This window comes from Streptomyces sp. NPDC055254 (assembly GCF_053606025.1).
This window is the reverse complement of the sequence record NZ_JBSGQV010000007.1, coordinates 122,213-147,225: the sequence shown is the minus strand read 5'-3', so window position 1 is coordinate 147,225 and position 25,013 is coordinate 122,213. Positions and strand designations below refer to the sequence as shown.

Here is a 25,013-nt window from a genome sequence, read left to right as displayed (position 1 = left end):
ATATGAAGAGTTCGCCGAGGTGTCCGAAGACGAGCGCGGCCGTGTTCACACCGATGGCCCCGGGTGCCAGGGTGAGCCCATGGATGATGACCGCTCCGCCCAGCTCGTCGCCCGCCTGCGCGAAGGGATCCCGGCCGAGGCCGTCCTGACCGACCCCCGGGTCACCTCTTCGTACGCCACCGACATGGCGAGCTTCTGCGCCGCCGGCACCCCGGCCGCCGTCGTCCTGCCGCGCACCGTCGAGCAGGTGCGGCACGTCCTGCGCACCGCCACCGCGCTCCGGGTCCCCGTGGTCCCGCAGGGCGCCCGGACCGGACTGTCGGGCGCCGCCAACGCCTCCGACGGCTGCGTGGTCCTCTCCCTGGTGAAGATGGACCGCATCCTGGAGATCAGTACGGTCGACCGGATCGCCGTCGTCGAACCGGGCGTGGTGAACGCCGTCCTCTCCCGGGCCGTCGCCGAACGGGGCCTGTACTACCCGCCGGACCCCTCCAGCTGGGAGCAGTGCACCATCGGCGGCAACATCGGCACCGCCTCGGGCGGGCTGTGCTGCGTCAAGTACGGGGTCACCGCCGAGTACGTCCTCGGCCTCGACGTGGTCCTGGCCGACGGGCGGCTGCTGCGCACGGGCCGGCGTACCGCCAAGGGCGTCGCCGGGTACGACCTCACCCGGCTCTTCGTGGGCTCCGAGGGCAGCCTCGGCGTCGTGGTGCAGGCCGTTCTGGCCCTGCGGCCCAAGCCGCCCCGGCAGCTCGCCCTGGCGGCCGAGTTCCCCTCGGCCGCGGCCGCCTGCGCGGCCGTCTGCGCCGTCATGGAGGCCGGACTGACGCCCTCGCTGCTGGAACTGATGGACCGTACGACGGTGCGTGCCGTCAACGCGCTGGGGAAGATGGGACTGCCCGAGAGCACCGAGGCCCTGCTGCTCGCGGCCTTCGACACCCCGCACGCCCCCGAGGACCTCGCGGCCGTGGGGGAGCTGTGCACCGCCGCGGGGGCCACCGCCGTGGTGCCCGCCGAGGACGAGGCCGAGTCGGAACTGCTGCTCCAGGCACGCCGGATGTCCCTGACGGCACTGGAGGCGCTGCGGCCCGCCACGATGATCGACGACGTGTGCGTGCCGCGCTCGCGGCTCGCCGAGATGCTGGAGGGGACGGCCGCCGTCGCCCGCGCGTACGACCTGCTCATCGGGGTCTGCGCACACGCCGGCGACGGCAACACCCACCCCGTGGTCTGCTTCGACCCGGCCGACGAGGACGAGACGCGGCGGGCCCGCGAGTCCTTCGACCGGATCATGGAGCTGGGGCTGGAGCTGGGCGGGACGATCACCGGCGAGCACGGGGTGGGCGTACTCAAGAAGGAGTGGCTGGCCCGCGAACTCGGCCCGGTGGGCCTGGAGATGCAGCGCTCGGTCAAGCACGCCTTCGACCCGCTGGGGCTGCTCAATCCGGGCAAGCTGTTCTGACCGGGGGCGCACCGGGCGGGCGCACCGGGCGGGTCCGGCGTACCCGGCGGGCCGGGGCCCGGGAGCGGGCCTCACTGGTCCCCGTCCGCCGACTCGTCCGAGGGCCACGGGTCGCGCATCCAGAGCTCGTCGGCCGGGGTCGGGGCGAGCAGCTCGGCCAGCGCCGCGTCCAGGCCCAGGCGTTCGGCCTCGGTCCCCGGCGGGACGATCCGCAGGGTGCGCTCCAGCCAGGCCGACACGGGGGCGGCGGGGGCCTCCAGGAGGGCGTCGCCGTCGGGGGAGCTGAGCGCCATGCACAGCACGGCCTTGCCCTCGACCTTCGTGGGCCAGATCCGCACGTCGCCGTGGCCGCAGGGGCGGAACACCCCCTCGACCAGCAGCTCGCGGGCGAAGGTCCAGTCGACCGGGGTGCTGGAGCCGGTGTGGAAGGTGATGTGGACGGCGTACGGCTCGTCCGTGCGGTAGAGCAGCCGGGCGGGGACGGGCACGGTGCGCTCGGGGGACAGGACCAGCTTGAGTTCCAACTCGCGCTCGACGGCGGGGTGGTGCATGACGGCCTCACTTCGGTGCGCTGCGTGCGCTCGGCATCGCTTCGGGGTGCGGGGCCGGATCGCGCCCCGCACCCGGAGAGAGCCCCGATGTGCCCGGGTATGACGCGACTTCGCGCACCGGACCGAAGATTGGCTGAAATCTTTCGGGTGACCGGAAATCGACGGCTGTCGCGGTCGCACGGGAGCCGGACAGAGGTTCGCCGATCGAGTGCGTGACCTTTCGAGCGCCGTGTCGTTGATCGGATGACAGTACTGACGGTGAGGAGGGGGAGCGCCATCCCGCGGCGATGGGAACACATCCTCGAACCGGACGCGGCGTGCGTCCGGCGGGGAAACGGGGGCGGATCGGAGACGCTGGGAGTCTCCCGTTACCGGACCTGTCGCGGTGCGGTTCTTGGCTATGGTCCTCCCCTGCACAAGCCTCAAGCCACGATCGGAGTTGGGGACATTGACGGCCTCCCCTGGTGACGGCGAGCACGCGGCCCGCGAGGGCTACTACCCCGATCCGTCCATCCCCGGCTACGTCCGGTACTGGAACGGCGCGGCCTGGGTCCCCGGTACGAGCCGTCCCGCCGCGAACCCGGGCCCCGCCGCGAGCCCCGTTCCCGCCGCGAGCCCCGCCCCCGTCCCGCCTGCCGAGCCCGTCGTCCCCGCCACGCGTGTCGCTCCCGTGGGGCCCGTGGGGCCCGTGGCGCCGGTCGCGCCCCCCGCGCAGGTCGCGCCCCCCGCGCCCGCCGACGCGACCGGGCCGGTGTTCCTGGACAAGACCTCCATGACCGAGGCGCTGCCCGAGTCGGCCGCCGAGCCCGTGGTGTGGCAGGCCGACCCCCTGCACCAGGCCGGCTTCGGCGGGCCGCGCGACCGCCGGGTCTCGTGGGGCGGCCCGGCGGAGCCGGCGGATGCGCCCGGCGCCGGGATCTCCCTCGCCCGAACGGCGGAGGCCGCGGCGGCCCCCGCCCCCGGTCAGGCGGCCGCCGAGGCCCCCGCCCCCGGTCAGGCGGCCGCCGAGGCCCCCGTCCCCGTACAGCGGTTCCCGGCGCAGCCCGTCGAGGGCATCCTCTCGGCGCGTTCCCCGGCGGCCCGGTACCCGGTGGCGGACGCGCCCGTCGTCCCGGCCGCCGAGTGGCCCGAGGCTCCCGGCGGCAGCGGCTCAGGCTCCGGCTACACCACCTCCTGGCCCGCTCAGGCGCCCGCACCCGCCCCGCCCGCGCCCGCCCCGCTCGCACCCGCCCCGCCCGCACCCGCCCCGGCCGCGCCCCGGCCCGACGAGGACCGCCCGGCCCGGCCCGAGCCCGCCACCCGCCGCCCCGACGAGGTCCGCCCCGGCATCCCGGAGGTCCCGGACCGCTCGGCGGCCCCGCGCCCGGAGGTGTGGCAGCCCAGGCCCGCGGGAGTCCGCCCGTCGGTGCCCCGGCCCGAAGCCGACGGCGCGGCGGCCGACCGGGCCGCGGAACCGGCCGCCGGCGGCACCCGGTCCTGGACGCCCGGCTCCGAAGAGGGGCGGGAGGGCTCCAGGGCCGCCCGCGCCGGTACGCCCCGGGAGGTGTTCGAGCGGATGGCCCGGCGCGCCGTACGGCCCGCCGGGCTGCCGCGCCGGGCCCTGGCGCGCGCCCTGGACTCCCTCGTGCTCGCCGCCGTCGCGGCCGGCGCCGCCCTGCCCCTCGTCCCCGCCGCCGGCGCCCACCTCCAGGCGAAGGTGGACGCCGCCCGCAGCAGCGGCCGCACCACCACCGTCTGGCTGGTCGACGGCACCGTCGCGGGCCAGTTGGGCCTGGTCCTCGCGGCCGTCCTGCTCTTCGGCGTCCTCTACGAGGTGCTGCCCACCGCCCGCTGGGGCCGCACCCCGGGCAAGAAGCTCTGCGGAGTCCGGGTCCTGTCCACCGCCACCCTGCGTCCGCCCACCTTCGGCGCCGCCCTGCTCCGCTGGCTCGTGTACGCGTTCCTCGGCCTCCCCGGCAGCCTGTGGTGCCTCGTGGACCGCCCGCGCCGCCAGGCCTGGCACGACAAGGCGGCGAAGACGTACGTGGCCCGCTGAGCCGCCCGGCGGGCCTCCCTCCCCCGAATGGACCGCTCCCGTTGCGGCGTCGGCGGACCCGGGTTCGACTCGGGCCATGAGTACCGACCAGCCGCCGCCGGGCCAGCCGCCCGAGGACGACCCGTTCCTCAAGAAGCCCCAGGAACCGACGCCTCCGTCGGGCGGTTCGCCGTACGGCTCGCCGCCGCCCGGAGGCGGTTACCCGCCCCCACCCCCCGGTGGCGCGGGCGGCGGAGGGTTCCCGCCCCCGCCGCCGCCCCCGTACGGCGGTGGCGGCGACCCCTACGGCGGTAGCGGCGGCATGCCGGATCCGCTCGCCGGGATGCCCCCGCTCGCCGACATCGGCAAGCGGCTCGCCGCCCGCATCATCGACGTACTGATCATCGCCGTGCCGCTGTTCCTCATCCAACTGGCCGTCGGCACGAACCGGTACTCGGTCGAGACGAACCAGGGCGAGGACGTCACCGAGGTCTTCACCAAGTCCTACAGCGGCAGCGGCCTGGTCATGACCCTGATCTCGATCGTCGCGTACGTCGGGTACGACTGGTGGTTCACGAAGAAGAACGGCCAGACCCTCGGCAAGAAGGCGATGGGCCTGCGGGTCGCGATGCTCAACGACGGCACCGTCCCGCAGTCCGGCCCGTCCCTGAGCCGCGCCGCCCTGCTCTGGCTGCCGACGCTGATCTGCTGCTACTGCCTGTGGCCGATCGCGCTCATCGTCTCGATCCTCGTCGACAAGCCCTACAAGCAGGGCCTGCACGACAAGGTGGCCAAGACCGTGGTGGTCCGCTCGAACTGAACGCCCGCGCAGGGCATGCCGATTCGCGGGCGGTCCCCCTCCGGGGAGGCCGCCCGCGCCGCGTCGTGCCCGGGTCCGCGCCCGTACGGGAGCGGGATCCCGGGAGCGGGCTCAGTGGTGCACGGGGTGCTCGGCCGCAGTCGTCCGGGGCTCGGGCGCCCGGGTGCCGGCGGGAGTTGCGGCAGTGCCCGTGCGGGCCGCGTGGCGGCCCCGGCGCCGGGGGGCCGGGACGGTGACGGCGACGAGCAGACCGAGGGCGAGGGCGGCCGCGGAGACGACCGCGACTCCCCACCCGGTGCTCGTCCGTGAGAGCAGCAGCATGGCGATGGTCGACACGACGACGGTGGCGGACCCGTAGGCGAGCTGTGCGGCAGTCGGACGCGGCATGGCGATATCCGTCCTCAGGGAGGGGAGGGGGAGTCGGCTCAACTAGGTCGCGCGTCAAGTGACTCTACTTCGGGAGATGCCCGAGCGGAACCGCCAGTAAGCGTGACCTAACCCACGGTGCTGGAGCACGGGGGGCGCACGGGTTCATTCCGTGCGCTGCCGCAGGCGTCGAAACATGGCGCAGATGCGACGGATGTACGGCTTGGAAGCGCCCTTCGCCCCATAAGTCAACAGAACGTCCGGATAGCGGAACTGGCTGACCGCATAGTGCAGTTGTAAGGACCAAGTCAAGGTCTGTCTTTTCTTGCTTCTCTCCGGTCAAATGTCGTCACTTGAGACGCGCGCCGCGCGGAACCCCCCGCTCCTATGGAGAAGTTCCGACCTACGTAGCGGCCGCGGGAGGGGAACGACATCAAGTGACCAGCCATTCCGCCCGTAGACGAGCGATGCGCACCGCTGCCGTCGGTGTGACCTTGGCCGCGACCGCGGCCTCGGGAGTGTTCTTCACGGCCACCGCACAGGCCGATCCGAGCCCCCTGGGTGCTCCGGCCGCCGACCGCCAGGACCCGACCGCCCCGGCCAAGGAAAAGGTCAAGCACGACCTGGAGGGTCCGTTCAGCAAGCAGCAGGAGCAGGCCCGCGAGGCCGCCCTGGAACAGGTGCTGAGCGGCAAGAAGGACGTGGAGCAGCGCGGCGCCTCGAAGGTCGTCAAGCTCGACGACAAGAAGTACGTCGAGCTCGGCCGCGAGAAGACCGACAAGATCTTCACGATCCTCGTCGAGTTCGGCGACCAGGTCGACGGCACGACCATGCACGACCCCGACGGCCCCGGCCCCAAGCCGCCCGTCCCGAAGTACGGGGGCACCCCCGGTCCGCAGCGCAACCAGATCGCGCAGCCCGACCGCAACAACGACAACAGCACCGCCTGGCGCAAGGACTTCAGCCGCGAGTACTTCCAGGAGCTGTACTTCGGTACCGGCCAGGGCAAGCACTCGCTGAAGACCTACTACGAGAAGACCTCCTCGGGCCGCTACTCGGTCGAGGGCGAGGTCTCCGACTGGGTCAAGGTCCCGTACAACGAGGCCCGCTACGGCTCGAACTACTGCGGCCAGAGCAACTGCTCCAACGTGTGGGACACCGTCAAGGACGGCGTCCTCGCGTGGACGCAGGCCCAGAAGCAGGCCGGCAAGACCGACGCGCAGATCAAGGCGCAGCTGTCCCAGTACGACCAGTGGGACCGCTACGACTTCGACGCCGACGGCAACTTCAACGAGTCCGACGGCTACATCGACCACTTCCAGATCGTCCACGCGGGCGAGGACGAGTCGGCCGGCGGCGGCGTGCAGGGCCCGGACGCGCTGTGGGCGCACCGCTGGTACGCGTACGGCACCAGCGCGGGCAAGACCGGCCCGGAGAACAACAAGGCCGGCGGCGCGCAGATCGGTGACACCGGCATCTGGGTCGGCGACTACACGATGCAGCCCGAGAACGGCGGCCTCGGTGTCTTCGCGCACGAGTACGGCCACGACCTCGGCCTGCCGGACCTCTACGACACCTCCGGCGGCGGCGAGAACAGCGTCGGCTTCTGGTCCCTGATGTCGGCCGGCTCCTGGCTCGGCACCGGCAAGGAGTCCATAGGCGACATGCCGGGCGACATGACCGCCTGGGACAAGCTCCAGCTGGGCTGGCTCAACTACGACCGGGCCAAGGCCGCCACGAAGTCCACGCACAAGCTGGGCGTCGCGGAGTACAACACCAAGGACAAGCAGGCGCTGGTCGTCGAGCTGCCCAAGAAGCAGGTCAAGACCGATGTCGTCGCTCCCGCCGAGGGCTCCTCGCAGTGGTGGAGCAACATGGGTGACGACCTCAAGAACACCCTGACCCGCTCGGTCGACCTCACCGGCAAGTCCACCGCCGCCCTGTCCCTCAAGGGCTGGTGGGACATCGAGGCCGAGTACGACTTCCTCTACACCGAGGTGTCCACCGACGGCGGCGCCAACTGGACCGCCCTCGCGGGTACGGCCGACGGCGTGGCCCTCCCGGTCGACGCGGGCGGCAACCCGTCGCTGACCGGCGCCTCCGAGGCCTGGAAGACGCTGAGCTTCCCGCTCGACGCCTACGCGGGCAAGAAGGTCGACCTCCGCTTCCGCTACCAGACGGACGGCGGCGCGGGCGGCAAGGGCTTCACGGCCGACGCCATCACCCTCACCGCGAACGGCACCGCGCTGTTCACCGACGGCGCCGAGAACGGCGACAACGGCTGGACCGGCAAGGGCTTCTCGCGCATCGGGGCCGGCTTCACCAAGGAGTACGCGCAGTACTACCTGGCCGAGAACCGCCGCTACGTCTCGTACGACCAGACCCTCAAGGTCGGCCCGTACAACTTCGGCTTCGGCAGCACCCGTCCGGACTGGGTCGAGCACTACCCCTACCAGGACGGTCTGCTGATCTGGCAGTGGGACACCTCCCAGAAGGACAACAACACCAGCCAGCACCCGGGCCAGGGTCTGATCCTCCCGATCGACGCCAACGCCAAGCCCATGAAGTGGGCGGACGGCACGCTGCTGCGCAACAAGATCCAGCCGTACGACGCGACCTTCAGCGCCTACTCCACGGACGCGTTCACGCTGCACAAGAACGGCGAGTCGCTCTTCCTGAAGCCGAAGCCGGCCAACCTGGTCTTCGACGACCGCAAGGGCAAGTACTTCTACGACGAGAACCCGACCGGCTCGGTGAAGGTCACTGACACCAACACCAAGATCAAGATCCTCAAGGAGACCTACGACGGTCTCGTCATGACGGTCGAGGTCGGTCCCTCCTCCAAGTAGTCCGGTAAAACCGCAGGTCAAAGCGTGATCGGCCGTCGCCCTCTAGCGGGCGGCGGCCGTTCGCGTTTAGATGCGTGGTGCCAGATTCTTATTGACGGGGGAGATGACAGTCATGCCAGGTGGAGGTTTCGTCAGGTTGCCGGGCGGCAGTGTGGTGGTCGCGCTCACACTGCCGAGGCCCTCACTCGGCGGGGGCGGCGACATCGGAAACGTCCGCGTGCTGGTGCACGCCGCGAACCGGGCCCGCGCCCTGACCAGGCTGCGGAACCTCGGCATGCGGGCCGTCTACCTGCGGGGCAACGCGCAGCCGCCGACCCCCGACGAGGTCACGGCGGTCCTGCACCACCCGGACGGCCTCCTGTGGCGCTGCGCGCCGGACCGCGCGGAGGAGCTGTGGCACCCGATCCGGGCCCTCCTGAACGGCGCGACCAGCCCCTGACCGGGGTGCCGGGGGCCGGGAGGGGCCCTCCCGGCCCCCGGCGGACGCTAGGCGGCGCTCGGGGCCTGGCCGCCGAGCAGGCGGACTCCGGCGGACCGGAGCTCCTCCAGGGCCCGCGCGGCGGTGTGCGGGGCGACGGCGGCCGTCAGGTCCAGCAGCACCCGGGTCGTGAACCCGGCCCGGACGGCGTCGAGGGCGGTGGCCCGAACGCAGTGGTCGGTGGCGATCCCGACCACGTCGACCTCGCTCACGTGCCGGTCCCGCAGCCAGTCGGCGAGGGCCGCGCCGTTCTCGTCGGCCCCCTCGAAGCCGCTGTACGCGGCCTCGTACGCCCCTTTGTCGAACACGGCGGCGACGGCGCCCGACGCCACGGCGGGCGCGAAGTTCGGGTGGAAGCCGACGCCCTCGGTCCCGGCGACGCAGTGGACGGGCCAGGAGGTCTCGTAGTCCGGCTCGGCCGGCGGGTGCGCGAAGTGGGAGCCCGGGTCGATGTGGTGGTCCCGGGTGGCGACGACGTGCCGGTACCCGGGCGTGGCCTGTCCGATGAGCTCGGTGATGGCGGCGGCGACGTCGGCTCCGCCCGTGACCGCGAGGCTGCCGCCCTCGCAGAAGTCGTTCTGTACGTCGACGACGATCAGTGCGCGGTGCATGTCGCGTGCCCTTCGGCTTGACGGTTCTGTTGGTGTGGTGCGGCGGGGCCCTGCGGGGGCTCTTCCCCCACCCCGCCCCTTCCCGAAACTGGGGCCTCGCCCCGGACCCCGCGCCTCCCACGCCGGCGGGGCCGCACGCGCCGCAGGGTTACGCGTACTCCGTCGGGATCACGGCCTCGCCGCGCGAGAGCTGCGTCGCGGAGAGCGGCAGCCCCGCGCGCGCCGCGCGGTGGCGGTCGCGGGCGGCCTCCAGCGGCTCGCGGGCGACGACCTCGCCCGCCTTGACCAGCTGCGTCAGGAGCTGCCGGTCCGCCAGCGCGGCCGGCACCGGACCGGTGCCGACGACCTCCGCCTCGGCGACGCCCTCCGCGTCGACCCGGCGGGCCGCCCACTTGCGGCCTCCGATCGAGGTCTTGCCGCCCGAGGACTTCTTGGCCACCGGCGCCAGCGCCGCCTTAGGGTCCGCCGAGGTCGCCCGCGCCACCAGCTTGTAGACCATCGAGCAGGTCGGGTGCCCGCTGCCCGTCACCAGCTGCGTGCCCACCCCGTACGCGTCGACCGGGGCGGCCGCCATCGAAGCGATCGCGTACTCGTCCAGGTCCGAGGTGACCACGATCCGCGTCGAGGTCGCGCCCAGCTCGTCCAGCTGCTGCCGCACCCGGTGCGCGACCAGCAGCAGGTCGCCGGAGTCGATGCGGACCGCGCCCAGCTCCGTACCCGCGACCTCCACGGCCGTGCGCACCGCCTCGGCCACGTCGTAGGTGTCCACCAGCAGGGTCGTGCCCCGGCCCAGCGAGGCCACCTGCGCCGTGAACGCGTCCCGCTCGGCGTCGTGCACCAGCGTGAAGGCGTGGGCGCTCGTACCGACCGTCGGGATCCCGTACCGGAAGCCGGCCGCCAGGTCCGAGGTCGAGGTGAAGCCGCCCACGTACGCGGCCCGGGCCGAGGCCACCGCCGCCAGCTCGTGGGTGCGCCGCGCGCCCATCTCGATGAGCGGGCGCCCGCCCGCCGCCGAGGACATCCGCGACGCCGCCGCCGCGATCGCCGAGTCGTGGTTCAGGATCGAGAGGATCACCGTCTCCAGCAGCACGCACTCGGCGAAGCTGCCCTCCACCCGCAGGATCGGCGAGCCGGGGAAGTAGACCTCCCCCTCCGGGTAGCCCCAGATGTCGCCGGAGAAGCGGTAGGAGGCCAGCCAGTCCAGGGTCCGCATGTCGACGACGGCCCGCTCGCGCAGGAACTCCAGTACCGCGCCGTCGAAGCGGAAGTTCTCCACCGCGTCCAGCACCCGGCCCGTTCCGGCGACCACCCCGTAGCGGCGCCCCTCGGGCAACCGCCGGGTGAAGACCTCGAAGACCGAGCGGCGGTCGGCGGTGCCGTTGGCCAGCGCGGCCTGCAGCATCGTGAGCTCGTAATGGTCCGTGAAGAGCGCCGTCGACGGTACGTCGACCGGCAGGCCCAGGTCCGCAGGGTTCATATGACGGATGCTAGCGCACATTTCGTCAGAGTGACGAGATGTAGGCCCCGTTTGTGCGACGGGCCCGTCGCAGTGGCAGCATGGGACGAGTGAGTGTTGCTCCCATTGAGATCGAACGCACCGAATCGGCCGAAGAGACCTTCGTGGTCCCCGAACCCGACGTCCCCTGGGTGACCCTGGTGCACAACGACCCGGTCAACCTCATGAGCTACGTGGCGTACGTGTTCCAGGCGTACTTCGGCTACTCCAAGGACAAGGCGCACAAGCTGATGCTCGACGTCCACCACAAGGGGCGGGCGGTCGTCTCCAGCGGCACCCGCGAGGAAATGGAGCGCGACGTGCAGGCCATGCACGGCTACGGCCTGTGGGCGACCCTCTCCCAGGACCGCTTCTGATGGGGCGGCCCGCCGGCATGTTCGAGAGCCTGGGCGGCGGCGGCGCCGCCATCGCCCTCGACGAGATCGAGATCTCCATCCTGCGCTCCCTCGCCGTCCAACTGCTGGAGCTGATCGGCCCCGGCGCCCCCGAGCCCGCCGAGGACGCCGACCCGCTGGCGGCCCTGTTCGCCGAGGGGCCCTCCGAGCCCCCCGCCGACCCGGCACTGGCCCGGCTCTTCCCCGACGCGTACGGGGCGCCCGACGGCGCCGGCGACGCGGGCGTGGACCCCGAGGAGCTCGCGGCCCGCTCGGCCGAGTTCCGCCGCTTCACCGAGAACGACTTGCGCACCCGCAAGCGGGAGGACGCGCTCGCCGTCGTACGGAGCCTGGACGCGCTCAGTCCGGGCGGCGACGGGGCGGCCGTGCTGGAGCTCACCGGGCAGGAGCCGCTGCACTGGCTCGGCGCGCTCAACGACCTGCGGCTGACCATCGCGGCCCGCCTGGAGATCACCGAGGACGACGAGAGCGCCCTGCTGTTCCGGCTGCCGGACGATGATCCGCGCAAGCCGATGGTGATGGCGTACCTCTGGCTCGGCGGTCTCCAGGAGACCCTCATCGAGACCCTCTGAGCCTTCCCGGGGGCTCCCGCGGGGCGCGGCCGGCGCTCCCGCCGCAGCTGCGCCGTTCGCTCAGCGGACGCTCAAATCCGGATAACGATCAGATCACCGCCGTGCGGTGATCTGATCTGTTCCAGGGTCTTTGTCCCGAAATTTTGGTGCCTCACGTCACCTTTCTTCCCCCCGCACACCCGTAAGCCCGTGATAAATCTTCACGACCGCCGACGGGACGCCACCCATGTCTCCCGGCCTGCTTGAACCGGCTGACCGCCGGCGTGCAACTCCATCCGTATCCGGGGGGATCGAGGACCCGATCCGCGGCCTGTCGAAGGCGCGGGTCGGCGTGGAGAAAGGCGCACCAGACATGACCTCTGTGCAGGTCGAGCAGCACGGCAAGACGCCCGGCGAGGGCACCTCGGGCGACGGCGGCGGGGACGGTTACCACCGCGCGCTCGGAGCCCGCCAGATCCAGATGATCGCGATCGGCGGAGCCATCGGCACCGGCCTGTTCCTGGGCGCCGGCAAGGCGATCTCCAAGGCCGGCCCGAGCCTGATCCTGGCCTACGCCATCGCGGGCCTGGTCATCTTCTTCATCATGCGGGCCCTGGGCGAGCTGCTCATGTACCGCCCCGTCTCCGGTTCCTTCTCGGACTACGCCCGCGAGTTCCTGGGCCCGTTCTGGGGGTACGTGACCGGCTGGACGTACTGGCTCTTCTGGGTGGTCACCGGCATCACCGAGGTCACCGCCGCCGCGCAGTACATGGCGTACTGGACCCACGACAGCTTCCCGCAGTGGGCCTACGCGCTGATCTTCACGGTCATCCTCTACGGCGCCAACCTCATCTCCGTGAAGCTCTTCGGTGAGCTGGAGTTCTGGTTCTCCATGGTCAAGGTCACCGCCATCGTCGGCATGATCCTGATCTGCGCCGGCATCCTGACCATCGGCTTCTCCGACGCGGGTGACACCGCCACCGTCAGCAACCTGTGGAACGACGGCGGCTTCTTCCCCAAGGGCATCGGCGGCACGCTGATGACCCTGCAGATCGTCATGTTCGCCTTCCTCGCGGTCGAGCTGGTCGGCGTCACCGCCGGCGAGTCCAAGGACCCCGAGAAGACCCTGCCCAAGGCCATCAACACCGTGCCGTGGCGCATCGCCGTCTTCTACGTCGGCGCGCTGATCATGATCCTGTCGGTCGTCCCGTGGACGCACTTCCAGCCCGGTGTCTCGCCCTTCGTCGCCGCCTTCGAGCGCATGGGCCTGGGCGTCGGCGCCGCCATCGTGAACTTCGTGGTGCTGACCGCGGCCCTGTCCTCCTGCAACTCGGGCATGTACTCCACCGGCCGCATGCTGCGCGACCTCGCCCTCAACGGCCAGGGCCCCACGTTCTTCACCAAGCTGACGAAGAACGGCACCCCGCTCATCGGCACCACCTTCTCCGCCGCGCTGATGCTGGTGGGCGTCTGGATCAACTACGTCGCCCCGGGCAAGGCCTTCGACTACGTCGTCTCCTTCGCCACCATCTCCGGCATGTGGGCCTGGATCATGATCCTGGTCTGCCAGATCCGCTACCGCGCCAAGGCCGACCGGGGCGAACTGCCGCAGTCGACCTTCCGCGCCCCCGGCGCCCCGTGGACCAGCTGGTTCGCGCTGCTGTTCATCGGCATGGTCATCGTGATGATGGGCGTGGACAAGGACGCCCGCGTCTCGCTGTACTGCGCTCCGCTGTGGGGCCTGCTGCTGGGCGTGGCCTACCTGGTCCTCAAGTCCCGCAACCCGCGCGGCGCCGCCTTCACCAAGGCCTCGTAGCGCCTCCGGCAAGGCCTCTGTCCAGTATTCGGGCCCTCCCGTACCACACCTCGGTACGGGAGGGCCCGTCTGCTTATCCTGTCGCTCATGCTGACCCTCACCCGCGCCCTGTACGACCAGATCGTCGAGCACGCCCGCCGGGACCACCCCGACGAGGCGTGCGGCGTCGTGGCCGGCCCGGCGGGCACCGACCGCCCCGAGCGGTTCGTCCCGATGCTCAACGCGGCCCGCTCGCCCACGTTCTACGAGTTCGACTCGAAGGACCTCCTCAAGCTGTACCGCGAGCTGGACGACCGCGACGAGGAGCCGGTGATCGTCTACCACTCCCACACCGCGACCGAGGCCTACCCCTCGCGCACGGACGTCACCTACGCGAACGAGCCCGGCGCCCACTACGTGCTGGTCTCGACGGCGGACGAGGACGGCCTCGGGGAGTTCCAGTTCCGCTCGTACCGGATCGTCGAGGGCGTCATCACCGAGGAAGAAGTGCGGGTCGTAGCAGGCTACTGACCACTATGTGAGCGGTTGCCGTCCACGATGCGGGATCACACTCCAAACCGGGGACCGGGAATCGTTAACATGACCGCATGGTTCCCCACGACGTGAGCATCGAGACGCCCGGCAGGCTGCTGCTCGTGGCGCGGCTGCACGTCGACCTGTGCCGACTCGCCAGCGCCATCTGTCCTGCCGTCTGAGCACCAGAGCCCCGTAGCGCGGGGGGCCGACGAACCGCGCCCCCGCGCCCGCACCCCCTACTTCTTCACGACTGGAGCCAGACATGGCCATCGAGGTCCGCATCCCCACCATCCTCCGCACCTACACCGACGGCGAGAAGGCCGTGAACGGTGAGGGCGCCACCCTCGCCGACCTCTTCTCGGACCTGGAGACGCGCCACAAGGGCATCCAGGAGCGCATCGTCGACGAGGCCAAGGGCGGCGAGCTGCGCCGCTTCGTGAACGTCTACCTCAACGACGAGGACGTCCGCTTCCTCGACGGCATCTCCACCGCGCTGAAGGACGGCGACAGCGTCACCATCCTCCCGGCCGTGGCCGGCGGATCGAAGTAATGCGCTACGACTCCCCCCTGGCCGCGGTCGGCAACACGCCGCTGGTCCGGCTGCCCCGGCTGTCGCCCTCCGCGGACGTCCGCATCTGGGCCAAGCTGGAGGACCGCAACCCGACCGGCTCGATCAAGGACCGCCCCGCGCTCCACATGGTCGAGCAGGCGGAGAAGGACGGCCGGCTGTACCCGGGCTGCACGATCCTGGAGCCCACCTCGGGCAACACCGGCATCTCGCTGGCGATGGCGGCCAAGCTCAAGGGCTACCGCATCGTCTGCGTCATGCCGGAGAACACCAGCCAGGAGCGGCGCGACCTGCTGGCCATGTGGGGAGCCGAGATCATCCCGTCGCCGGCCGCCGGCGGCTCGAACACCGCGGTCCGGGTGGCCAAGGAACTGGCGGCGGAGCACCCCGACTGGGTGATGCTCTACCAGTACGGCAACCCGGACAACGCGGGCGCGCACTACGCCACGACGGGCCCGGAGATCCTCGCCGACCTCCCGTCCATCACCCACTTCGTGGCGGGCCTGGGCACGACCGGCACCCTGATGGGCGTCGGCCGCTACCTGCGCGAGAACGTCGAGGGCATCAAGATCGTCGCGGCCGAACCGCGGTACGACGACCTGGTCTACGGCCTGCGCAACCTGGACGAGGGCTTCGTCCCGGAGCTGTACGACGCCTCCGTGCTGACCACGCGCTTCTCGGTGGGCTCGGCGGACGCGGTCACCCGCACCCGGGAGCTGCTGCAACTGGAGGGCATCTTCGCGGGCGTCTCCACCGGAGCCGCCCTGCACGCGGCGATCGGCGTGGGACGCAAGGCCGTGGCGGCGGGCGAACCCGCGGACATCGTCTTCGTCGTGGCCGACGGCGGCTGGAAGTACCTCTCGACGGGCGTCTACACGGCGGCCACCACCGAAGAGGCCATCGAGGCCCTCCAGGGCCAACTCTGGGCGTAGCCCTGCGGAGCCGCACCACCGACGGGCCGGGGGATGTCCCCCCGTCGGCGCCCGTGCCGCGGATCGCGCATGCGGCTCCGCGCCCCCGGCCGCCGCGGCGGCGCGCCCGTCGCAGCGGCGCGGCGCCGCCTCCGGCTCGCGGCCGGGCCCGTCCAGCCCCCGCCCGTCGGCGTTCGGCGCGCGGGGTCCGGGCGGCGGACCCCCGGGAAGCACCGGCAAGGGGATCAGTCGCCCAGCAGCTCCGCCAGGATCGCGGCGTGGCCGGTGGACGGGTCCTTGACCGCGGTCAGCAGCGTCAGCGGCCCGGCCCCCGCCAACCCCCGCAGCCGCTCCAGCTCCGCCGCCGCCTCCGGCGCCCCCAGCTCCGCCTCGTACCGAGCCCGGAACTCCCCGGCGGAGCCACCCCCGTGAAACCACTTCCGCAGCTCCGTCGACGGCGTGAGCGCCCGCGGCCACTCGTCCACCGCCGCGTCCGCCTTCGCCAGTCCCCTCGGCCAGAGCCGGTCCACGAGCACCCGTACGCCATCGGCCCCCGGCTCCGGGGCCTCGTACACCCGACGCAGACGGATCACCGCCCACCTCCCAGTCCCTTGGCCTCGTCCCACAGCGCCGGATCCAGCGTCCCCAGCCGCCGGCGGAACTCCCACACGGACACGTCCAGAGGCCGGTCCGCCTCAAGGAAACCGGCACGGCCGTGCGCCCCGACCGTCCCCGGCGGCAGCGGGATCACCCCGGCCCGCCGGTCGTCGTACTTCCCGGTGATCAGCGCGACCCGCGCCCGGTGCCCCCGTACCGGGCCCACCGCCACGACCAGGCACATCCGCCCGTCGCCCAGACACCACAGCTCACCCGGCCGGGGCCGCGGCGGCGGACCGGTGCCGTGCGCCGCCGGGGCCCGGCGGGGACGGCCCGAGCGCCGCCCGGCGACCAGCAGTACGAGCGCCACCGCCACGGCGGCGGCCACCGCCGGCCACCAGGACGTGTCCATACAACGACCGTAGCCGCGCCGCCCGGGGGTGTCCCGCCGATCATGGCGGCCCGCGGCAACGTCCGAGGCCCCTTCGCTCCCCCGGGTGACAGCGCAGGTGATTCCCCCCACAACGGCCCGCCGTGGAGGAGCGACCGGACGTTTCGCGCCTTACGCTCGACCCACGCACGGCCCGCATTCCGTCCACGGACCGTCCTCGGAGGTTCACGCTCCATGAAGCTCACCGTCGTCGGCTGTTCGGGGTCGTTCCCGTCCGCGGAATCGGCCTGTTCGAGCTACCTCGTCGAGGCCGACGGCTTCCGGCTGCTCCTCGACATGGGCAACGGCGCCCTGGGCGAGCTCCAGCGCCACTGCGGCCTCTACGACCTCGACGCGATCTTCCTGAGCCACCTGCACGCCGACCACTGCATCGACATGTGCGCGTACTTCGTCGCCCGCTTCTACCGGCACGACGGCGGCCGCTGCGGCACCATCCCGGTCTACGGCCCCGAGGGCACCGAGAAGCGCCTGGTCACCGCGTACGACGACATCCCCCACGAGCGTTCGATGAGCGAGGTCTTCGACTTCCGCACCCTGAAGTCCGGGACCTTCCGGATCGGCCCGTTCAAGATCCGCACCGAACGGGTCAGCCACCCCGTCGAGGCGTACGGCATCCGCATCGAGCACGGCGGGCGCTCGCTCACGTACTCCGGGGACACCGGCGCCTGCCCCGAGCTGGGCCTGCTCGCCGAGGGCGCCGACCTGTTCCTCTGCGAGGCCTCCTTCACCCACGGCAAGGAGGACATCCCCGGCCTCCACCTCAACGGGCGCGAGGCCGGCGAGTACGCGCGCGGCGGCGGCGTCGGCCGGCTCGTCCTGACGCACGTCCCGCCGTGGACCGACGCCCGGCAGAACCTGGCCGACGCCCGCGCCGTCTACGACGGCCCCGTCGCCCTCGCGCACTCGGGCGCGGTCTACGAGATCTGAGGCTCCCTCCGAACGCACGCCGGAGCCCCCGCCTTCTTGAGGGCGGGGGCTCCGGTCGTGTGCGCCGCGGGCGGCAGGGGCCCTACTTGGCCTCGGCCTTCGCCAGCTCGGCGAGCTCCTCGTCGGACTCGCGGCCCGGCGTCGGGAGGTTCCACTTCGTGATCGCGAAGCGGAAGATGACGTAGTAGACCACCGCGAAGCAGAGGCCGACGCCCGCCAGCATCCACGGCTTCTCCGCGATGCCCAGGTTCAGCAGGAAGTCGACGAGGCCGGCCGAGAAGCCGAAGCCGTCGCGCATGCCCAGGGACCAGGTGAGCGCCATGGAGACACCGGTCAGCACCGCGTGGATCGCGTACAGCACCGGGGCGATGAACATGAAGGTGAACTCGATCGGCTCGGTCACACCGGTGACGAAGGAGGTGAGCGCGAGGGAGAACATCATGCCGCCGACGACCTTGCGGCGCTCGGGGCGGGCGCAGTGGACGATCGCGAGGCAGGCCGCCGGGAGGGCGAACATCATGATCGGGAAGAAGCCGGTCATGAACTGTCCGGCGGTCGGGTCACCTGCGAGGAAGCGGCCGATGTCGCCGTGGACGGCGCCGTTGGCGGTGTCGAACGAACCGGCCTGGAACCACGGGAAGGAGTTCAGCAGGTGGTGCATGCCGATCGGGATGAGCGCGCGGTTGGCGACACCGAAGATGCCCGCGCCGACGGCGCCGGAACCGGTCAGCCACTCACCGAAGTTGTGCAGACCCGTGCCCAGGACCGGCCAGATGAGACCGAAGACGATACCGGTGACCAGGCCCGCCAGGGCGGAGAGGATCGGGACGAGGCGGCGGCCGCCGAAGAAGCCCGCCCAGTCCGGCAGCTTGGTCCGGTAGAACTTCTGGTACAGCAGCGCGGTGATGAGACCCATCACGACACCACCGAGCACACCGGCGTTGACCGGGGCGTCCACGTTGACGATCTTGCCGCCGACGACCTTGGCCACCTGGGGGAGGTTGCTGTCGGTGAACGTGGCGAGCACGTTCTTGAAGACCAGGTAGCCGGTGACGGCGGCCAGGGCGGTGGAACCGTCCGACTTCTTCGCGAAGCCGATCGCGATGCCGACGGCGAACAGCAGCGCCATGTTGTCGAGGATCGCGCCACCACCGGCGGCCATGTAGCCGGCGATCTTCAGGACGAAGGTCGGGAAGACGTCCTTGTCGCCCAGCATGTCGTCCGCGCCCAGGCGGAGCAGGAGCGCGCCGGCGGGCAGCACGGCAACGGGGAGCATGAGGCTCCGGCCGATGCGCTGCATGACGGCCATCACGCCAGCGCCCTTCTTCTTTTCCGCAGCTTCGGTCGCTGTGGACATGTGGTTCCTCCAGTGGGCAAGGCGCCGCCCGGGGGATGAGCACGGGGGATGGCGACGTCTCGGAAATGGGGGTGACGCGAGCGCAGACAGGCCCACGTGGTCTACACCAATATCTGGTGTAGACCAGTTGTAACACGGTGAGCGTTAGATAAGGAACCTTCAATTTCCTGTGGTCTACGCCACATCCCGCCGGGACCCGCCCCGCGTCCGGGCCGTCGGGCCTGCGGCCACGCGGGAAGCCCCCGGATCCGTGGATCCGAGGGCTTGGAGGGAGGGGCCGGAAGGCCCGCTCAGGCCTTCGTGTTCTCCTTCCGCATCTCCTCGATCTCCTCGTCCGACTCCCGTCCCGGGGTCGCGAGATCGAACGCGGTGATCGCGAAGCGGAAGATCGCGTAGTACACGACCGCGAAGGCCAGACCGATCGGCATGATCATCCAGGGCTTGGTCGCCAGGCTCCAGTTGATGACGTAGTCGATCAGCCCCGCGGAGAAACTGAACCCGTCGTGCACCCCCAGCGCCCACGTCACCGCCATGGACACACCCGTCAGCACCGCGTGGACCGCGTACAGCAGCGGCGCCACGAAGAGGAACGAGTACTCCAGCGGCTCCGTGATGCCCGTGACGAACGAGGTCAGGGCGACCGACAGCATCAGCCCGCCGACCTCCTTGCGCCGCTGCGGCTTCGCGCAGTGCGTGATCGCCAGCGCCGCCGCCGGGAGCGCGAACATCATGATGGGGAAGAAACCGGACAGGAACTGCCCGGCATCCGGGTCGCCCGCCAGGAACATCAGGATGTCACCGTGCACCACCGTGCCGTCCGGCTCGGTGAACGTGCCGAACTGGAACCACACCGGCACGTTCAGGAACTGGTGCAGTCCGATCACGAGCAGCGCACGGTTGGCGACACCGAAGATGCCCGCACCCCAGGAGCCGAGGCCCACCAGCCAGTCGGAGAAGCTCTCCAGCGCGCTACCGATCGGCGGCCAGATCCACAGGCACAGCACGGCGAAGGCGATCGCGACGAAGGTCATGATGATCGGGACCAGTCGGCGGCCGTTGAAGAAGCCCAGCCAGTCGACCAGCCTCACCCGGTGGAAGCGCTGCCAGAACCAGGCGGACAGCAAGCCCATGACGATGCCGCCGAACACCCCCGGATTCTGGAAGGTGTACTCCGCGAACGTGTTGTCGGGCCCCAGGCAGCCGCCGCCGACGTCCGTGGTCTGCGCGGGACACGGCTTGGGAAAGGCGCGCAGCACGGCGCGGTAGACGAGGAACCCCACCGTCGCCGCCAGTGCCGTCGAACCGTCCGCCTTCTTGGCCATACCGATCGCGACGCCGATGCAGAAGAGGAGCGGCAGGCCCAGATCGGCGTTCAGCAGGGCCCCGCCCGCGCTCGCCATCACCTTGGCGACGTCCGTCCAGCCGAGACCGTCCTTGCCGAAGACGTCGTCCTGGCCCAGCCGGTTCAGGATGCCCGCCGCCGGCAGCACCGCGATCGGCAGCTGGAGGCTCCGCCCCATCTTCTGGAGTCCCTGGAACAAACCGTTCCGCCACTTCGGCCGTGGCGCTCCCTCGGCGCTGCTCGCGCTCATCGGCTTCCTCCCTGACCGGCCCGTTTTGGCAGTCGCACCACGTGCGGCACACTGGTGTAGACCAGTTGTGGGCGGGTCTGCCGCTGATCGTCATCATTCGACAGACGGTCGTCACGCGCTCGCATAGATGGGCCAACCGTGAGTTACCGTGACAAGCGGACCGCACAGGTGGGATCCACGAACCTGGCCGCCGAGACCCGTTCTTCGTACCACTCAGGGAGAAACACATGGCCACCAAGGCTGAGAAGATCGTCGCCGGGCTCGGCGGTATCGAGAACATCGAAGAAGTCGAAGGCTGCATCACCCGCCTGCGCACCGAGGTCGTCGACCCGTCGCTCGTCGACGAAGCCGCCCTCAAGGCCGCCGGCGCCCACGGCGTCGTCAAGATGGGCACCGCGATCCAGGTCGTCATCGGCACCGACGCCGACCCCATCGCCGCGGACATCGAAGACATGATGTGACCTGAGACCGCACCACAGGACCCCGTACCGGACCCACCCGGACGGGGTCCTCTCGTTCCCCCGCAGGGACTAGGCTCGCAGCCATGTCTCGCATCGACGGCCGTACGCCCGAACAGCTCCGCCCGGTCACCATCGAACGCGGATGGAGCAAGCACGCCGAGGGCTCCGTCCTCATCTCCTTCGGAGACACCAAGGTCTTCTGCACCGCCTCCTTCACCGAAGGCGTCCCGCGCTGGCGCAAGGGCAGCGGCGAAGGCTGGGTCACCTCCGAGTACTCGATGCTGCCCCGCTCCACCAACACCCGCGGCGACCGCGAATCCGTACGCGGCAAGATCGGCGGCCGCACGCACGAGATCTCCCGCCTCATCGGCCGCTCGCTGCGCGCCGTCATCGACTACAAGGCCCTCGGCGAGAACACGATCGTCCTGGACTGCGACGTCCTCCAGGCCGACGGCGGCACCCGCACCGCCGCCATCACCGGCGCCTACGTCGCCCTCGCCGACGCCATCGCCTGGGGCCAGAAGAAGAAGCTCGTCAAGGCCGGCCGCAAGCCCCTCACCGGCACCGTCGCCGCCGTCAGCGTCGGCATCGTCGACGGCGTACCGCTCCTCGACCTCTGCTACGAGGAGGACGTGCGCGCCGAGACCGACATGAACGTCGTCTGCACCGGCGACGGCCGCTTCGTCGAGGTCCAGGGCACCGCCGAAGGCGAACCCTTCGACCGCAAGGAACTCAACGCCCTCCTCGACCTCGCCACCGGCGGCTGCGCGGACCTGGAAGCCCTCCAGCTGAGCGCGCTGGACCTGCAAGCGCCGTAACCGGCAGCACAGCGGCAACAGCGGCAACCGCCGGGCCCCGCCCGGCGTCTCTCACCATACGGGCGCACGGTGTCACAGCCGCGCGCCCGTCCACGTACCCACACGTCCACCCGGGGGACCGAATGAAGATCTCGTCCAAGCCGAAGCACCGCCTGACGGCCTTCGCCGTCGCGGCCGTCCTCGCCGTCCCGGCCCTGACGTCCTGCGACGCGATATCGACGGCGATGGACTGCGCCAACACGGCGGTGGCCATCGCGGACAGCGCCAACGACCTCCAGCAGGCGGTCTCCCAGGCCGGCAACAGCCCGCAGGACGCCCAGAACGCGCTGAACTCCATCGATACCAACCTGAAGAAGATCGGCGACCAGACGGACAACGCCGACCTCGGCAAGGCCATCGACTCGATGACCACGGCCGTGAAGAACGTCCGCACCTCCCTGGAGGGCGGCAACGTCAACCCGGACATCAAGCCGGTCGCCGACGCCGCCTCGGAGATCTCCAAGGTCTGCACCCCGGGCTGACCGAAGCCGCCCGCGGGGCCCGGCCCGGGCCCGGCCCGGGCCCGGGCGGCGTCGGCCGGCCCGCGCGGCCCGGCCGGGGGCGGAGCCTGTGCTCGGCCTGCTCGGCCTGCTCGGCCCGCGCCGCCCGACGTCCCGACCGCGGGCCGGCCGAGGCCGCCCAGGGCGGAGCCCCGAACCCCAGCCGCGGCCCCTGCGCCCGGCGCGGGATAATCGCGCCATGACCTCGACGCCCAGCCGCCTGATCCTGGCCACCCGCAACGCGGGCAAAGTCTCCGAACTCCGCGCGATCCTCGCCGACGCCGGCCTGCCGCACGAGCTGGTCGGCGCGGACGCGTACCCACAGATCCCGGACGTGAAGGAAACCGGCGTCACCTTCGCCGAGAACGCCCTCCTCAAGGCCCACGCCCTGGCCCGCGCCACCGGCCTGCCCGCCGTCGCCGACGACTCCGGCCTCTGCGTGGACGTCCTCAACGGCGCCCCCGGCATCTTCTCCGCCCGCTGGGCCGGCTCCCACGGCGACGACGAGGCCAACCTCCGCCTGCTGCTGGCCCAGCTCACCGACATCGCCCCCGAGCACCGCGGCGCGCACTTCTTCTGCGCCGCCGCCCTCGCCCTGCCGGACGGCACCGAACGCGTCGTCGAGGGCCGCCTCCTGGGCACCCTGCGCCCCGCGCCCACCGGTACGGGCGGCTTCGGCTACGACCCGATCCTCCAGCCGCTGGGCGAGTCCCGCACCTGCGCGGAGCTGACGGCGGCGGAGAAGAACGCGATCTCCCACCGCGGCCAGGCCTTCCGCGCCCTTGTCCCCGCGGTCCGCGACCTCCTGGGCTGACGCGACAAGGCCCGGCCTCCCGGAAAGCGGGAGGCCGGGCCTTGTCGACTTGGTACGCCCGGTCGGATTCGAACCGACACACACGACCACCTAAAGGTCGTCGCTCACCGTTGGCGTACGGGCGCAAGCCAAGGACACTGTACTGCGCCCGCCCGTCGAGCGGAGATCGGTTTCCGCTTCTAGCGAGTCCTGCGCCCGCCCCGGCACCAGGTGCTGGTGATCGCGTGACAGTTGGGGCAGAGCAGCCGCAGGTTCTCCCGCCGGTCGTCACTCCAATCGCCGTTGATGTGGTCGACCTCCAGGGTCAGGGACTGCCCGAGCCACAGGGGAGGCGTCCCGCACAGGGCGCAGCATTCCGGGAGCCCGATCTCCCGCAGTGCGCGGCGCAGCCGGGAGGTACGGGTGCGCCGCGTCCCGTCGTGTTTGACGAGGACCTCGGTGGCCGGTCGCGCGGTGCTGCGACCCTGTTTGCCGCGATGGTGGGCCTGCCCGAGGAAGTGCGCGGTGGACAGGCCGTCCTCACGGATCCACTGCTTGAGTATCTCGTTCATGCTGGTGGAGGGCCCCCTGCCCAGCTGACGGAGCGTCTCCGCCAATGACTGCGACGACGCTACGGCGTCGCGCAGGGTCGCGCGGTCGGGTTTTATGCGCCGTACGTACGGTCGACTCACCGGCGTCGCCCCTTCGCCCGGCCGCGGTACGTGTCCGTGGTGGAGTGGCAGTTCGGACAGAGCAGCCGTAGGTTCTCCCGCCGGTTGTTGCGCCAGTCGCCGTCGATGTGGTCGACCTCCAGCGGCAGCGGAAATCCCCGCCAGGTGGGCGCCGTGCCGCACTTGTCGCACCGGTGGGGAACACCCAGCGCCACGAGGGCCACCTTGAGCCGCTCGCCCGGCACCCGGCGGGCATCCGCCCCGTCCCGCATGACGAGGAGCGTCTCCGGGGTCCGCCGGGGCTTGGGGCGCCCCGCGGGCGAGGGCAGTTTGAAGTGCGAGGTGTCTATGTCGAAGGTTTTCACCCGACGGGTGATGTGGGTGTGGTGCCCGCCCACCACTTCGAGGCCGAGGCGCCTGAGCACCTCGCACATGGTCGTCGAGGCTGCCACGGCCTCCGCCAGGACGTCCTTCGTCCACTTCACTCCCTCCCGCTCGAAGTGCGCGACGTCCACCTGTAGTTTCCGCATGCGGTCGAGCAGGTACCGCCTCGACGGGCTCTTCGGATCCACCCCCAGCTTCTCCAGTGCCTCGGTGAGCGTGCGCGACGTGCGCGCCGCCTCCGCGAGGCGTTGCTTCGTGTACGGGCTGATCGGCATCGTCGTTCCCTCCGTGGTGCGGCCGCGTGTGCGGGCCTCGTACGGAGTAACGGGCAGGCGGGCGGGCGGTTACGGGGGGTTTCGTCCGATAAGCGGAGCGGCCCGCACCGGATGGGTGCGGGCCGCTGCGGTGGGGCGGGGGCGGGGCGGGTCAGACGCCCAGGTCCTTGATGATCTTGGCTACGTGGCCGGTCGCCTTGACGTTGTAGAAGGCGTGCTCGACCTTGCCGTCCTCGTCCACGACCACCGTGGAGCGGATGACGCCGGTCACCGTCTTGCCGTAGAGCTTCTTCTCGCCGTACGCGCCGTAGGCGGCCAGCGTCTCCTTGGCCGGGTCGCCGACCAGGGTGACCCTCAGGTTCTCCTTCTCGCGGAACGCGGCGAGCTTCTCCGGCTTGTCCGGCGAGACGCCGATGACGTCGTAGCCGGCCGTGGCCAGCGCGTCGAGGTTGTCGGTGAAGTCGCAGGCCTGCTTGGTGCAGCCCGGCGTCAGGGCGGCCGGGTAGAAGTACACGATCACCTTGCGGCCCTTGTGGTCGGCCAGCGAGACCTCGTTGCCGTCCGCGTCGGGCAGGGTGAAGGCGGGGGCGGTGTCGCCCGGCGTAAGTCGCTCGCTCATGTCGGCAGTCTCCTCGGGAGGGGATCGGTATGCCATGAGCCTAAGCTGACGTAGCTGACAGACTGTCCCTGACGGATCACGCCACAGACAACACCACATGACACG

Annotated in this window: 28 protein-coding genes and 1 tRNA gene; 17 read left to right on the top strand and 12 right to left on the bottom strand. The window is 71.2% G+C overall.

Annotation, left to right across the window (positions count from 1 at the left end):
- Nucleotides 1-79 precede the first annotated feature (79 nt).
- Nucleotides 80-1,462: an FAD-binding oxidoreductase gene (locus tag ACWFQ8_RS10570; RefSeq protein ID WP_453785803.1), complete on the top strand. Its 1,383-nt coding sequence runs from the start codon at nucleotides 80-82 to the stop codon at nucleotides 1,460-1,462.
- A 71-nt stretch (nucleotides 1,463-1,533) separates the two neighbouring features.
- Here the strand turns inward: ACWFQ8_RS10570 and ACWFQ8_RS10565 are convergent, their stop codons facing one another.
- The gene (locus ACWFQ8_RS10565) at nucleotides 1,534-2,013 is read right to left on the bottom strand and encodes an SsgA family sporulation/cell division regulator (RefSeq protein ID WP_453785802.1); all 480 of its coding nucleotides are present in this window, start codon (nucleotides 2,011-2,013) and stop codon (nucleotides 1,534-1,536) included.
- A 448-nt stretch (nucleotides 2,014-2,461) separates the two neighbouring features.
- Here ACWFQ8_RS10565 and ACWFQ8_RS10560 point away from each other — a divergent pair, with 448 nt between their 5' ends.
- Nucleotides 2,462-4,048, top strand: a complete 1,587-nt coding sequence (locus ACWFQ8_RS10560; protein WP_453785801.1) for an RDD family protein — start codon at nucleotides 2,462-2,464, stop codon at nucleotides 4,046-4,048.
- Nucleotides 4,049-4,124: 76 nt separating this feature from the next.
- Nucleotides 4,125-4,847 carry an RDD family protein gene (locus ACWFQ8_RS10555; protein ID WP_453785800.1) on the top strand — a complete coding sequence of 241 codons (723 nt, stop codon included), beginning with the start codon at nucleotides 4,125-4,127 and terminating at the stop codon, nucleotides 4,845-4,847.
- Between the two features lie 111 nt (nucleotides 4,848-4,958).
- Here the strand turns inward: ACWFQ8_RS10555 and ACWFQ8_RS10550 are convergent, their stop codons facing one another.
- Nucleotides 4,959-5,234: a hypothetical protein gene (locus ACWFQ8_RS10550; RefSeq protein WP_453785799.1), complete on the bottom strand. Its 276-nt coding sequence runs from the start codon at nucleotides 5,232-5,234 to the stop codon at nucleotides 4,959-4,961.
- Nucleotides 5,235-5,680: 446 nt separating this feature from the next.
- Here ACWFQ8_RS10550 and ACWFQ8_RS10545 point away from each other — a divergent pair, with 446 nt between their 5' ends.
- Complete coding sequence (locus tag ACWFQ8_RS10545) at nucleotides 5,681-8,062, top strand: immune inhibitor A domain-containing protein (protein WP_453785798.1); 2,382 nt, start codon at nucleotides 5,681-5,683, stop codon at nucleotides 8,060-8,062.
- Nucleotides 8,063-8,174: 112 nt separating this feature from the next.
- Nucleotides 8,175-8,501, top strand: coding sequence for a hypothetical protein (locus ACWFQ8_RS10540; RefSeq protein ID WP_453785797.1), 327 nt, complete (start codon nucleotides 8,175-8,177; stop codon nucleotides 8,499-8,501).
- Nucleotides 8,502-8,548: 47 nt separating this feature from the next.
- On the opposite strand, the gene ACWFQ8_RS10535 is transcribed toward ACWFQ8_RS10540, so the two are convergent.
- Both ACWFQ8_RS10535 and ACWFQ8_RS10530 read right to left on the bottom strand, forming a co-directional pair.
- Nucleotides 8,549-9,151, bottom strand: coding sequence for an isochorismatase family protein (locus ACWFQ8_RS10535; protein WP_453785796.1), 603 nt, complete (start codon nucleotides 9,149-9,151; stop codon nucleotides 8,549-8,551).
- A gap of 148 nt (nucleotides 9,152-9,299) precedes the next feature.
- Entirely contained in the window at nucleotides 9,300-10,628 is a 1,329-nt protein-coding gene (locus tag ACWFQ8_RS10530; protein ID WP_453785795.1) for a nicotinate phosphoribosyltransferase, read from the bottom strand.
- 80 nt (nucleotides 10,629-10,708) lie between these two features.
- On the opposite strand from ACWFQ8_RS10530, the gene clpS reads away from it, so the two are divergent.
- From clpS to ACWFQ8_RS10495, 7 genes are all read left to right on the top strand, one after another.
- A complete protein-coding gene (gene clpS, locus ACWFQ8_RS10525) occupies nucleotides 10,709-11,023 on the top strand; it encodes an ATP-dependent Clp protease adapter ClpS (protein WP_453785794.1) in 315 nt (104 codons plus the stop codon).
- Nucleotides 11,023-11,634, top strand: a complete 612-nt coding sequence (locus ACWFQ8_RS10520) for a DUF2017 domain-containing protein (protein WP_453785793.1) — start codon at nucleotides 11,023-11,025, stop codon at nucleotides 11,632-11,634. The genes clpS and ACWFQ8_RS10520 overlap by 1 nt, the downstream gene beginning before the upstream one ends.
- Before the next feature lie 352 nt (nucleotides 11,635-11,986).
- On the top strand, nucleotides 11,987-13,429 hold the full coding sequence (locus ACWFQ8_RS10515) for an amino acid permease (protein ID WP_453785792.1): 1,443 nt from the start codon (nucleotides 11,987-11,989) through the stop codon (nucleotides 13,427-13,429).
- 87 nt (nucleotides 13,430-13,516) lie between these two features.
- Nucleotides 13,517-13,939 carry a Mov34/MPN/PAD-1 family protein gene (locus ACWFQ8_RS10510; RefSeq protein WP_453785791.1) on the top strand — a complete coding sequence of 141 codons (423 nt, stop codon included), beginning with the start codon at nucleotides 13,517-13,519 and terminating at the stop codon, nucleotides 13,937-13,939.
- Nucleotides 13,940-14,016: 77 nt separating this feature from the next.
- Nucleotides 14,017-14,124: a putative leader peptide gene (locus ACWFQ8_RS10505; RefSeq protein ID WP_384543889.1), complete on the top strand. Its 108-nt coding sequence runs from the start codon at nucleotides 14,017-14,019 to the stop codon at nucleotides 14,122-14,124.
- An 83-nt stretch (nucleotides 14,125-14,207) separates the two neighbouring features.
- Nucleotides 14,208-14,495: a MoaD/ThiS family protein gene (locus ACWFQ8_RS10500; RefSeq protein ID WP_453785790.1), complete on the top strand. Its 288-nt coding sequence runs from the start codon at nucleotides 14,208-14,210 to the stop codon at nucleotides 14,493-14,495.
- Nucleotides 14,495-15,445 (top strand): PLP-dependent cysteine synthase family protein, encoded by a 951-nt coding sequence (locus tag ACWFQ8_RS10495; RefSeq protein WP_453785789.1) that lies wholly within the window; start codon nucleotides 14,495-14,497, stop codon nucleotides 15,443-15,445. The genes ACWFQ8_RS10500 and ACWFQ8_RS10495 overlap by 1 nt, the downstream gene beginning before the upstream one ends.
- A 224-nt stretch (nucleotides 15,446-15,669) precedes the next feature.
- Here ACWFQ8_RS10495 and ACWFQ8_RS10490 read toward each other — a convergent pair whose 3' ends face one another.
- Together ACWFQ8_RS10490 and ACWFQ8_RS10485 are read right to left on the bottom strand one after the other, a co-directional pair.
- Nucleotides 15,670-16,017 (bottom strand): DUF488 domain-containing protein, encoded by a 348-nt coding sequence (locus tag ACWFQ8_RS10490; protein WP_453785788.1) that lies wholly within the window; start codon nucleotides 16,015-16,017, stop codon nucleotides 15,670-15,672.
- Entirely contained in the window at nucleotides 16,014-16,433 is a 420-nt protein-coding gene (locus ACWFQ8_RS10485; protein ID WP_453785787.1) for a hypothetical protein, read from the bottom strand. The genes ACWFQ8_RS10490 and ACWFQ8_RS10485 overlap by 4 nt, the downstream gene beginning before the upstream one ends.
- Nucleotides 16,434-16,646: 213 nt before the next feature.
- Here ACWFQ8_RS10485 and ACWFQ8_RS10480 point away from each other — a divergent pair, with 213 nt between their 5' ends.
- Nucleotides 16,647-17,399 (top strand): MBL fold metallo-hydrolase, encoded by a 753-nt coding sequence (locus ACWFQ8_RS10480; protein ID WP_453785786.1) that lies wholly within the window; start codon nucleotides 16,647-16,649, stop codon nucleotides 17,397-17,399.
- A gap of 82 nt (nucleotides 17,400-17,481) precedes the next feature.
- On the opposite strand, the gene ACWFQ8_RS10475 is transcribed toward ACWFQ8_RS10480, so the two are convergent.
- Both ACWFQ8_RS10475 and ACWFQ8_RS10470 read right to left on the bottom strand, forming a co-directional pair.
- Nucleotides 17,482-18,756 carry a PTS transporter subunit EIIC gene (locus ACWFQ8_RS10475; RefSeq protein ID WP_453785785.1) on the bottom strand — a complete coding sequence of 425 codons (1,275 nt, stop codon included), beginning with the start codon at nucleotides 18,754-18,756 and terminating at the stop codon, nucleotides 17,482-17,484.
- A gap of 290 nt (nucleotides 18,757-19,046) precedes the next feature.
- Complete coding sequence (locus ACWFQ8_RS10470) at nucleotides 19,047-20,348, bottom strand: PTS transporter subunit EIIC (protein ID WP_453785784.1); 1,302 nt, start codon at nucleotides 20,346-20,348, stop codon at nucleotides 19,047-19,049.
- 227 nt (nucleotides 20,349-20,575) lie between these two features.
- Between ACWFQ8_RS10470 and ACWFQ8_RS10465 the strand changes: the two genes are divergently transcribed.
- The 4 genes from ACWFQ8_RS10465 to rdgB all read left to right on the top strand — a co-directional run bounded on the left by ACWFQ8_RS10465 (nucleotide 20,576) and on the right by rdgB (nucleotide 22,980).
- Entirely contained in the window at nucleotides 20,576-20,809 is a 234-nt protein-coding gene (locus ACWFQ8_RS10465; RefSeq protein ID WP_361945811.1) for a PTS glucose/sucrose transporter subunit IIB, read from the top strand.
- An 83-nt stretch (nucleotides 20,810-20,892) separates the two neighbouring features.
- Entirely contained in the window at nucleotides 20,893-21,627 is a 735-nt protein-coding gene (rph, locus tag ACWFQ8_RS10460; protein WP_453785783.1) for a ribonuclease PH, read from the top strand.
- 122 nt (nucleotides 21,628-21,749) lie between these two features.
- A complete protein-coding gene (locus tag ACWFQ8_RS10455; RefSeq protein WP_453785782.1) occupies nucleotides 21,750-22,148 on the top strand; it encodes a hypothetical protein in 399 nt (132 codons plus the stop codon).
- Nucleotides 22,149-22,365: 217 nt separating this feature from the next.
- Nucleotides 22,366-22,980, top strand: coding sequence for an RdgB/HAM1 family non-canonical purine NTP pyrophosphatase (gene rdgB, locus ACWFQ8_RS10450; protein ID WP_453785781.1), 615 nt, complete (start codon nucleotides 22,366-22,368; stop codon nucleotides 22,978-22,980).
- A 50-nt stretch (nucleotides 22,981-23,030) separates the two neighbouring features.
- On the opposite strand, the gene ACWFQ8_RS10445 is transcribed toward rdgB, so the two are convergent.
- The 4 genes from ACWFQ8_RS10445 to bcp form a co-directional block, all read right to left on the bottom strand.
- Nucleotides 23,031-23,105: transfer RNA gene (locus tag ACWFQ8_RS10445), tRNA-Leu, on the bottom strand.
- Nucleotides 23,106-23,159: 54 nt separating this feature from the next.
- Nucleotides 23,160-23,531, bottom strand: coding sequence for an HNH endonuclease (locus ACWFQ8_RS10440; protein ID WP_453785780.1), 372 nt, complete (start codon nucleotides 23,529-23,531; stop codon nucleotides 23,160-23,162).
- A gap of 116 nt (nucleotides 23,532-23,647) precedes the next feature.
- Nucleotides 23,648-24,289 carry an HNH endonuclease signature motif containing protein gene (locus ACWFQ8_RS10435; RefSeq protein ID WP_453785779.1) on the bottom strand — a complete coding sequence of 214 codons (642 nt, stop codon included), beginning with the start codon at nucleotides 24,287-24,289 and terminating at the stop codon, nucleotides 23,648-23,650.
- Between the two features lie 151 nt (nucleotides 24,290-24,440).
- Entirely contained in the window at nucleotides 24,441-24,908 is a 468-nt protein-coding gene (gene bcp, locus ACWFQ8_RS10430; RefSeq protein ID WP_453785778.1) for a thioredoxin-dependent thiol peroxidase, read from the bottom strand.
- Between the last annotated feature and the right edge of the window lie 105 nt (nucleotides 24,909-25,013).

What these genes read in the sequence shown, in the direction of transcription:
- ACWFQ8_RS10550 (WP_453785799.1), bottom strand. Translation starts at nt 5,234, where the DNA reads ATGCCGCGTCCGACTGCCGCACAGCTCGCCTACGGGTCCGCCACCGTC.
- ACWFQ8_RS10545 (WP_453785798.1), top strand. Translation starts at nt 5,681, where the DNA reads ATGCGCACCGCTGCCGTCGGTGTGACCTTGGCCGCGACCGCGGCCTCG.
- ACWFQ8_RS10480 (WP_453785786.1), top strand. Translation starts at nt 16,647, where the DNA reads ATGAAGCTCACCGTCGTCGGCTGTTCGGGGTCGTTCCCGTCCGCGGAA.
- ACWFQ8_RS10465 (WP_361945811.1), top strand. Translation starts at nt 20,576, where the DNA reads ATGGCCACCAAGGCTGAGAAGATCGTCGCCGGGCTCGGCGGTATCGAG.
- ACWFQ8_RS10535 (WP_453785796.1), bottom strand. Translation starts at nt 9,151, where the DNA reads ATGCACCGCGCACTGATCGTCGTCGACGTACAGAACGACTTCTGCGAG.
- ACWFQ8_RS10470 (WP_453785784.1), bottom strand. Translation starts at nt 20,348, where the DNA reads ATGAGCGCGAGCAGCGCCGAGGGAGCGCCACGGCCGAAGTGGCGGAAC.
- ACWFQ8_RS10555 (WP_453785800.1), top strand. Translation starts at nt 4,125, where the DNA reads ATGAGTACCGACCAGCCGCCGCCGGGCCAGCCGCCCGAGGACGACCCG.
- ACWFQ8_RS10520 (WP_453785793.1), top strand. Translation starts at nt 11,023, where the DNA reads ATGGGGCGGCCCGCCGGCATGTTCGAGAGCCTGGGCGGCGGCGGCGCC.
- rph (WP_453785783.1), top strand. Translation starts at nt 20,893, where the DNA reads ATGTCTCGCATCGACGGCCGTACGCCCGAACAGCTCCGCCCGGTCACC.
- ACWFQ8_RS10495 (WP_453785789.1), top strand. Translation starts at nt 14,495, where the DNA reads ATGCGCTACGACTCCCCCCTGGCCGCGGTCGGCAACACGCCGCTGGTC.
- clpS (WP_453785794.1), top strand. Translation starts at nt 10,709, where the DNA reads ATGGGACGAGTGAGTGTTGCTCCCATTGAGATCGAACGCACCGAATCG.
- ACWFQ8_RS10440 (WP_453785780.1), bottom strand. Translation starts at nt 23,531, where the DNA reads ATGAACGAGATACTCAAGCAGTGGATCCGTGAGGACGGCCTGTCCACC.
- ACWFQ8_RS10435 (WP_453785779.1), bottom strand. Translation starts at nt 24,289, where the DNA reads ATGCCGATCAGCCCGTACACGAAGCAACGCCTCGCGGAGGCGGCGCGC.
- ACWFQ8_RS10475 (WP_453785785.1), bottom strand. Translation starts at nt 18,756, where the DNA reads ATGTCCACAGCGACCGAAGCTGCGGAAAAGAAGAAGGGCGCTGGCGTG.
- ACWFQ8_RS10515 (WP_453785792.1), top strand. Translation starts at nt 11,987, where the DNA reads ATGACCTCTGTGCAGGTCGAGCAGCACGGCAAGACGCCCGGCGAGGGC.
- ACWFQ8_RS10505 (WP_384543889.1), top strand. Translation starts at nt 14,017, where the DNA reads ATGGTTCCCCACGACGTGAGCATCGAGACGCCCGGCAGGCTGCTGCTC.
- ACWFQ8_RS10565 (WP_453785802.1), bottom strand. Translation starts at nt 2,013, where the DNA reads ATGCACCACCCCGCCGTCGAGCGCGAGTTGGAACTCAAGCTGGTCCTG.
- ACWFQ8_RS10485 (WP_453785787.1), bottom strand. Translation starts at nt 16,433, where the DNA reads ATGGACACGTCCTGGTGGCCGGCGGTGGCCGCCGCCGTGGCGGTGGCG.
- ACWFQ8_RS10530 (WP_453785795.1), bottom strand. Translation starts at nt 10,628, where the DNA reads ATGAACCCTGCGGACCTGGGCCTGCCGGTCGACGTACCGTCGACGGCG.
- ACWFQ8_RS10540 (WP_453785797.1), top strand. Translation starts at nt 8,175, where the DNA reads ATGCCAGGTGGAGGTTTCGTCAGGTTGCCGGGCGGCAGTGTGGTGGTC.
- ACWFQ8_RS10500 (WP_453785790.1), top strand. Translation starts at nt 14,208, where the DNA reads ATGGCCATCGAGGTCCGCATCCCCACCATCCTCCGCACCTACACCGAC.
- rdgB (WP_453785781.1), top strand. Translation starts at nt 22,366, where the DNA reads ATGACCTCGACGCCCAGCCGCCTGATCCTGGCCACCCGCAACGCGGGC.
- bcp (WP_453785778.1), bottom strand. Translation starts at nt 24,908, where the DNA reads ATGAGCGAGCGACTTACGCCGGGCGACACCGCCCCCGCCTTCACCCTG.
- ACWFQ8_RS10570 (WP_453785803.1), top strand. Translation starts at nt 80, where the DNA reads ATGGATGATGACCGCTCCGCCCAGCTCGTCGCCCGCCTGCGCGAAGGG.
- ACWFQ8_RS10455 (WP_453785782.1), top strand. Translation starts at nt 21,750, where the DNA reads ATGAAGATCTCGTCCAAGCCGAAGCACCGCCTGACGGCCTTCGCCGTC.
- ACWFQ8_RS10510 (WP_453785791.1), top strand. Translation starts at nt 13,517, where the DNA reads ATGCTGACCCTCACCCGCGCCCTGTACGACCAGATCGTCGAGCACGCC.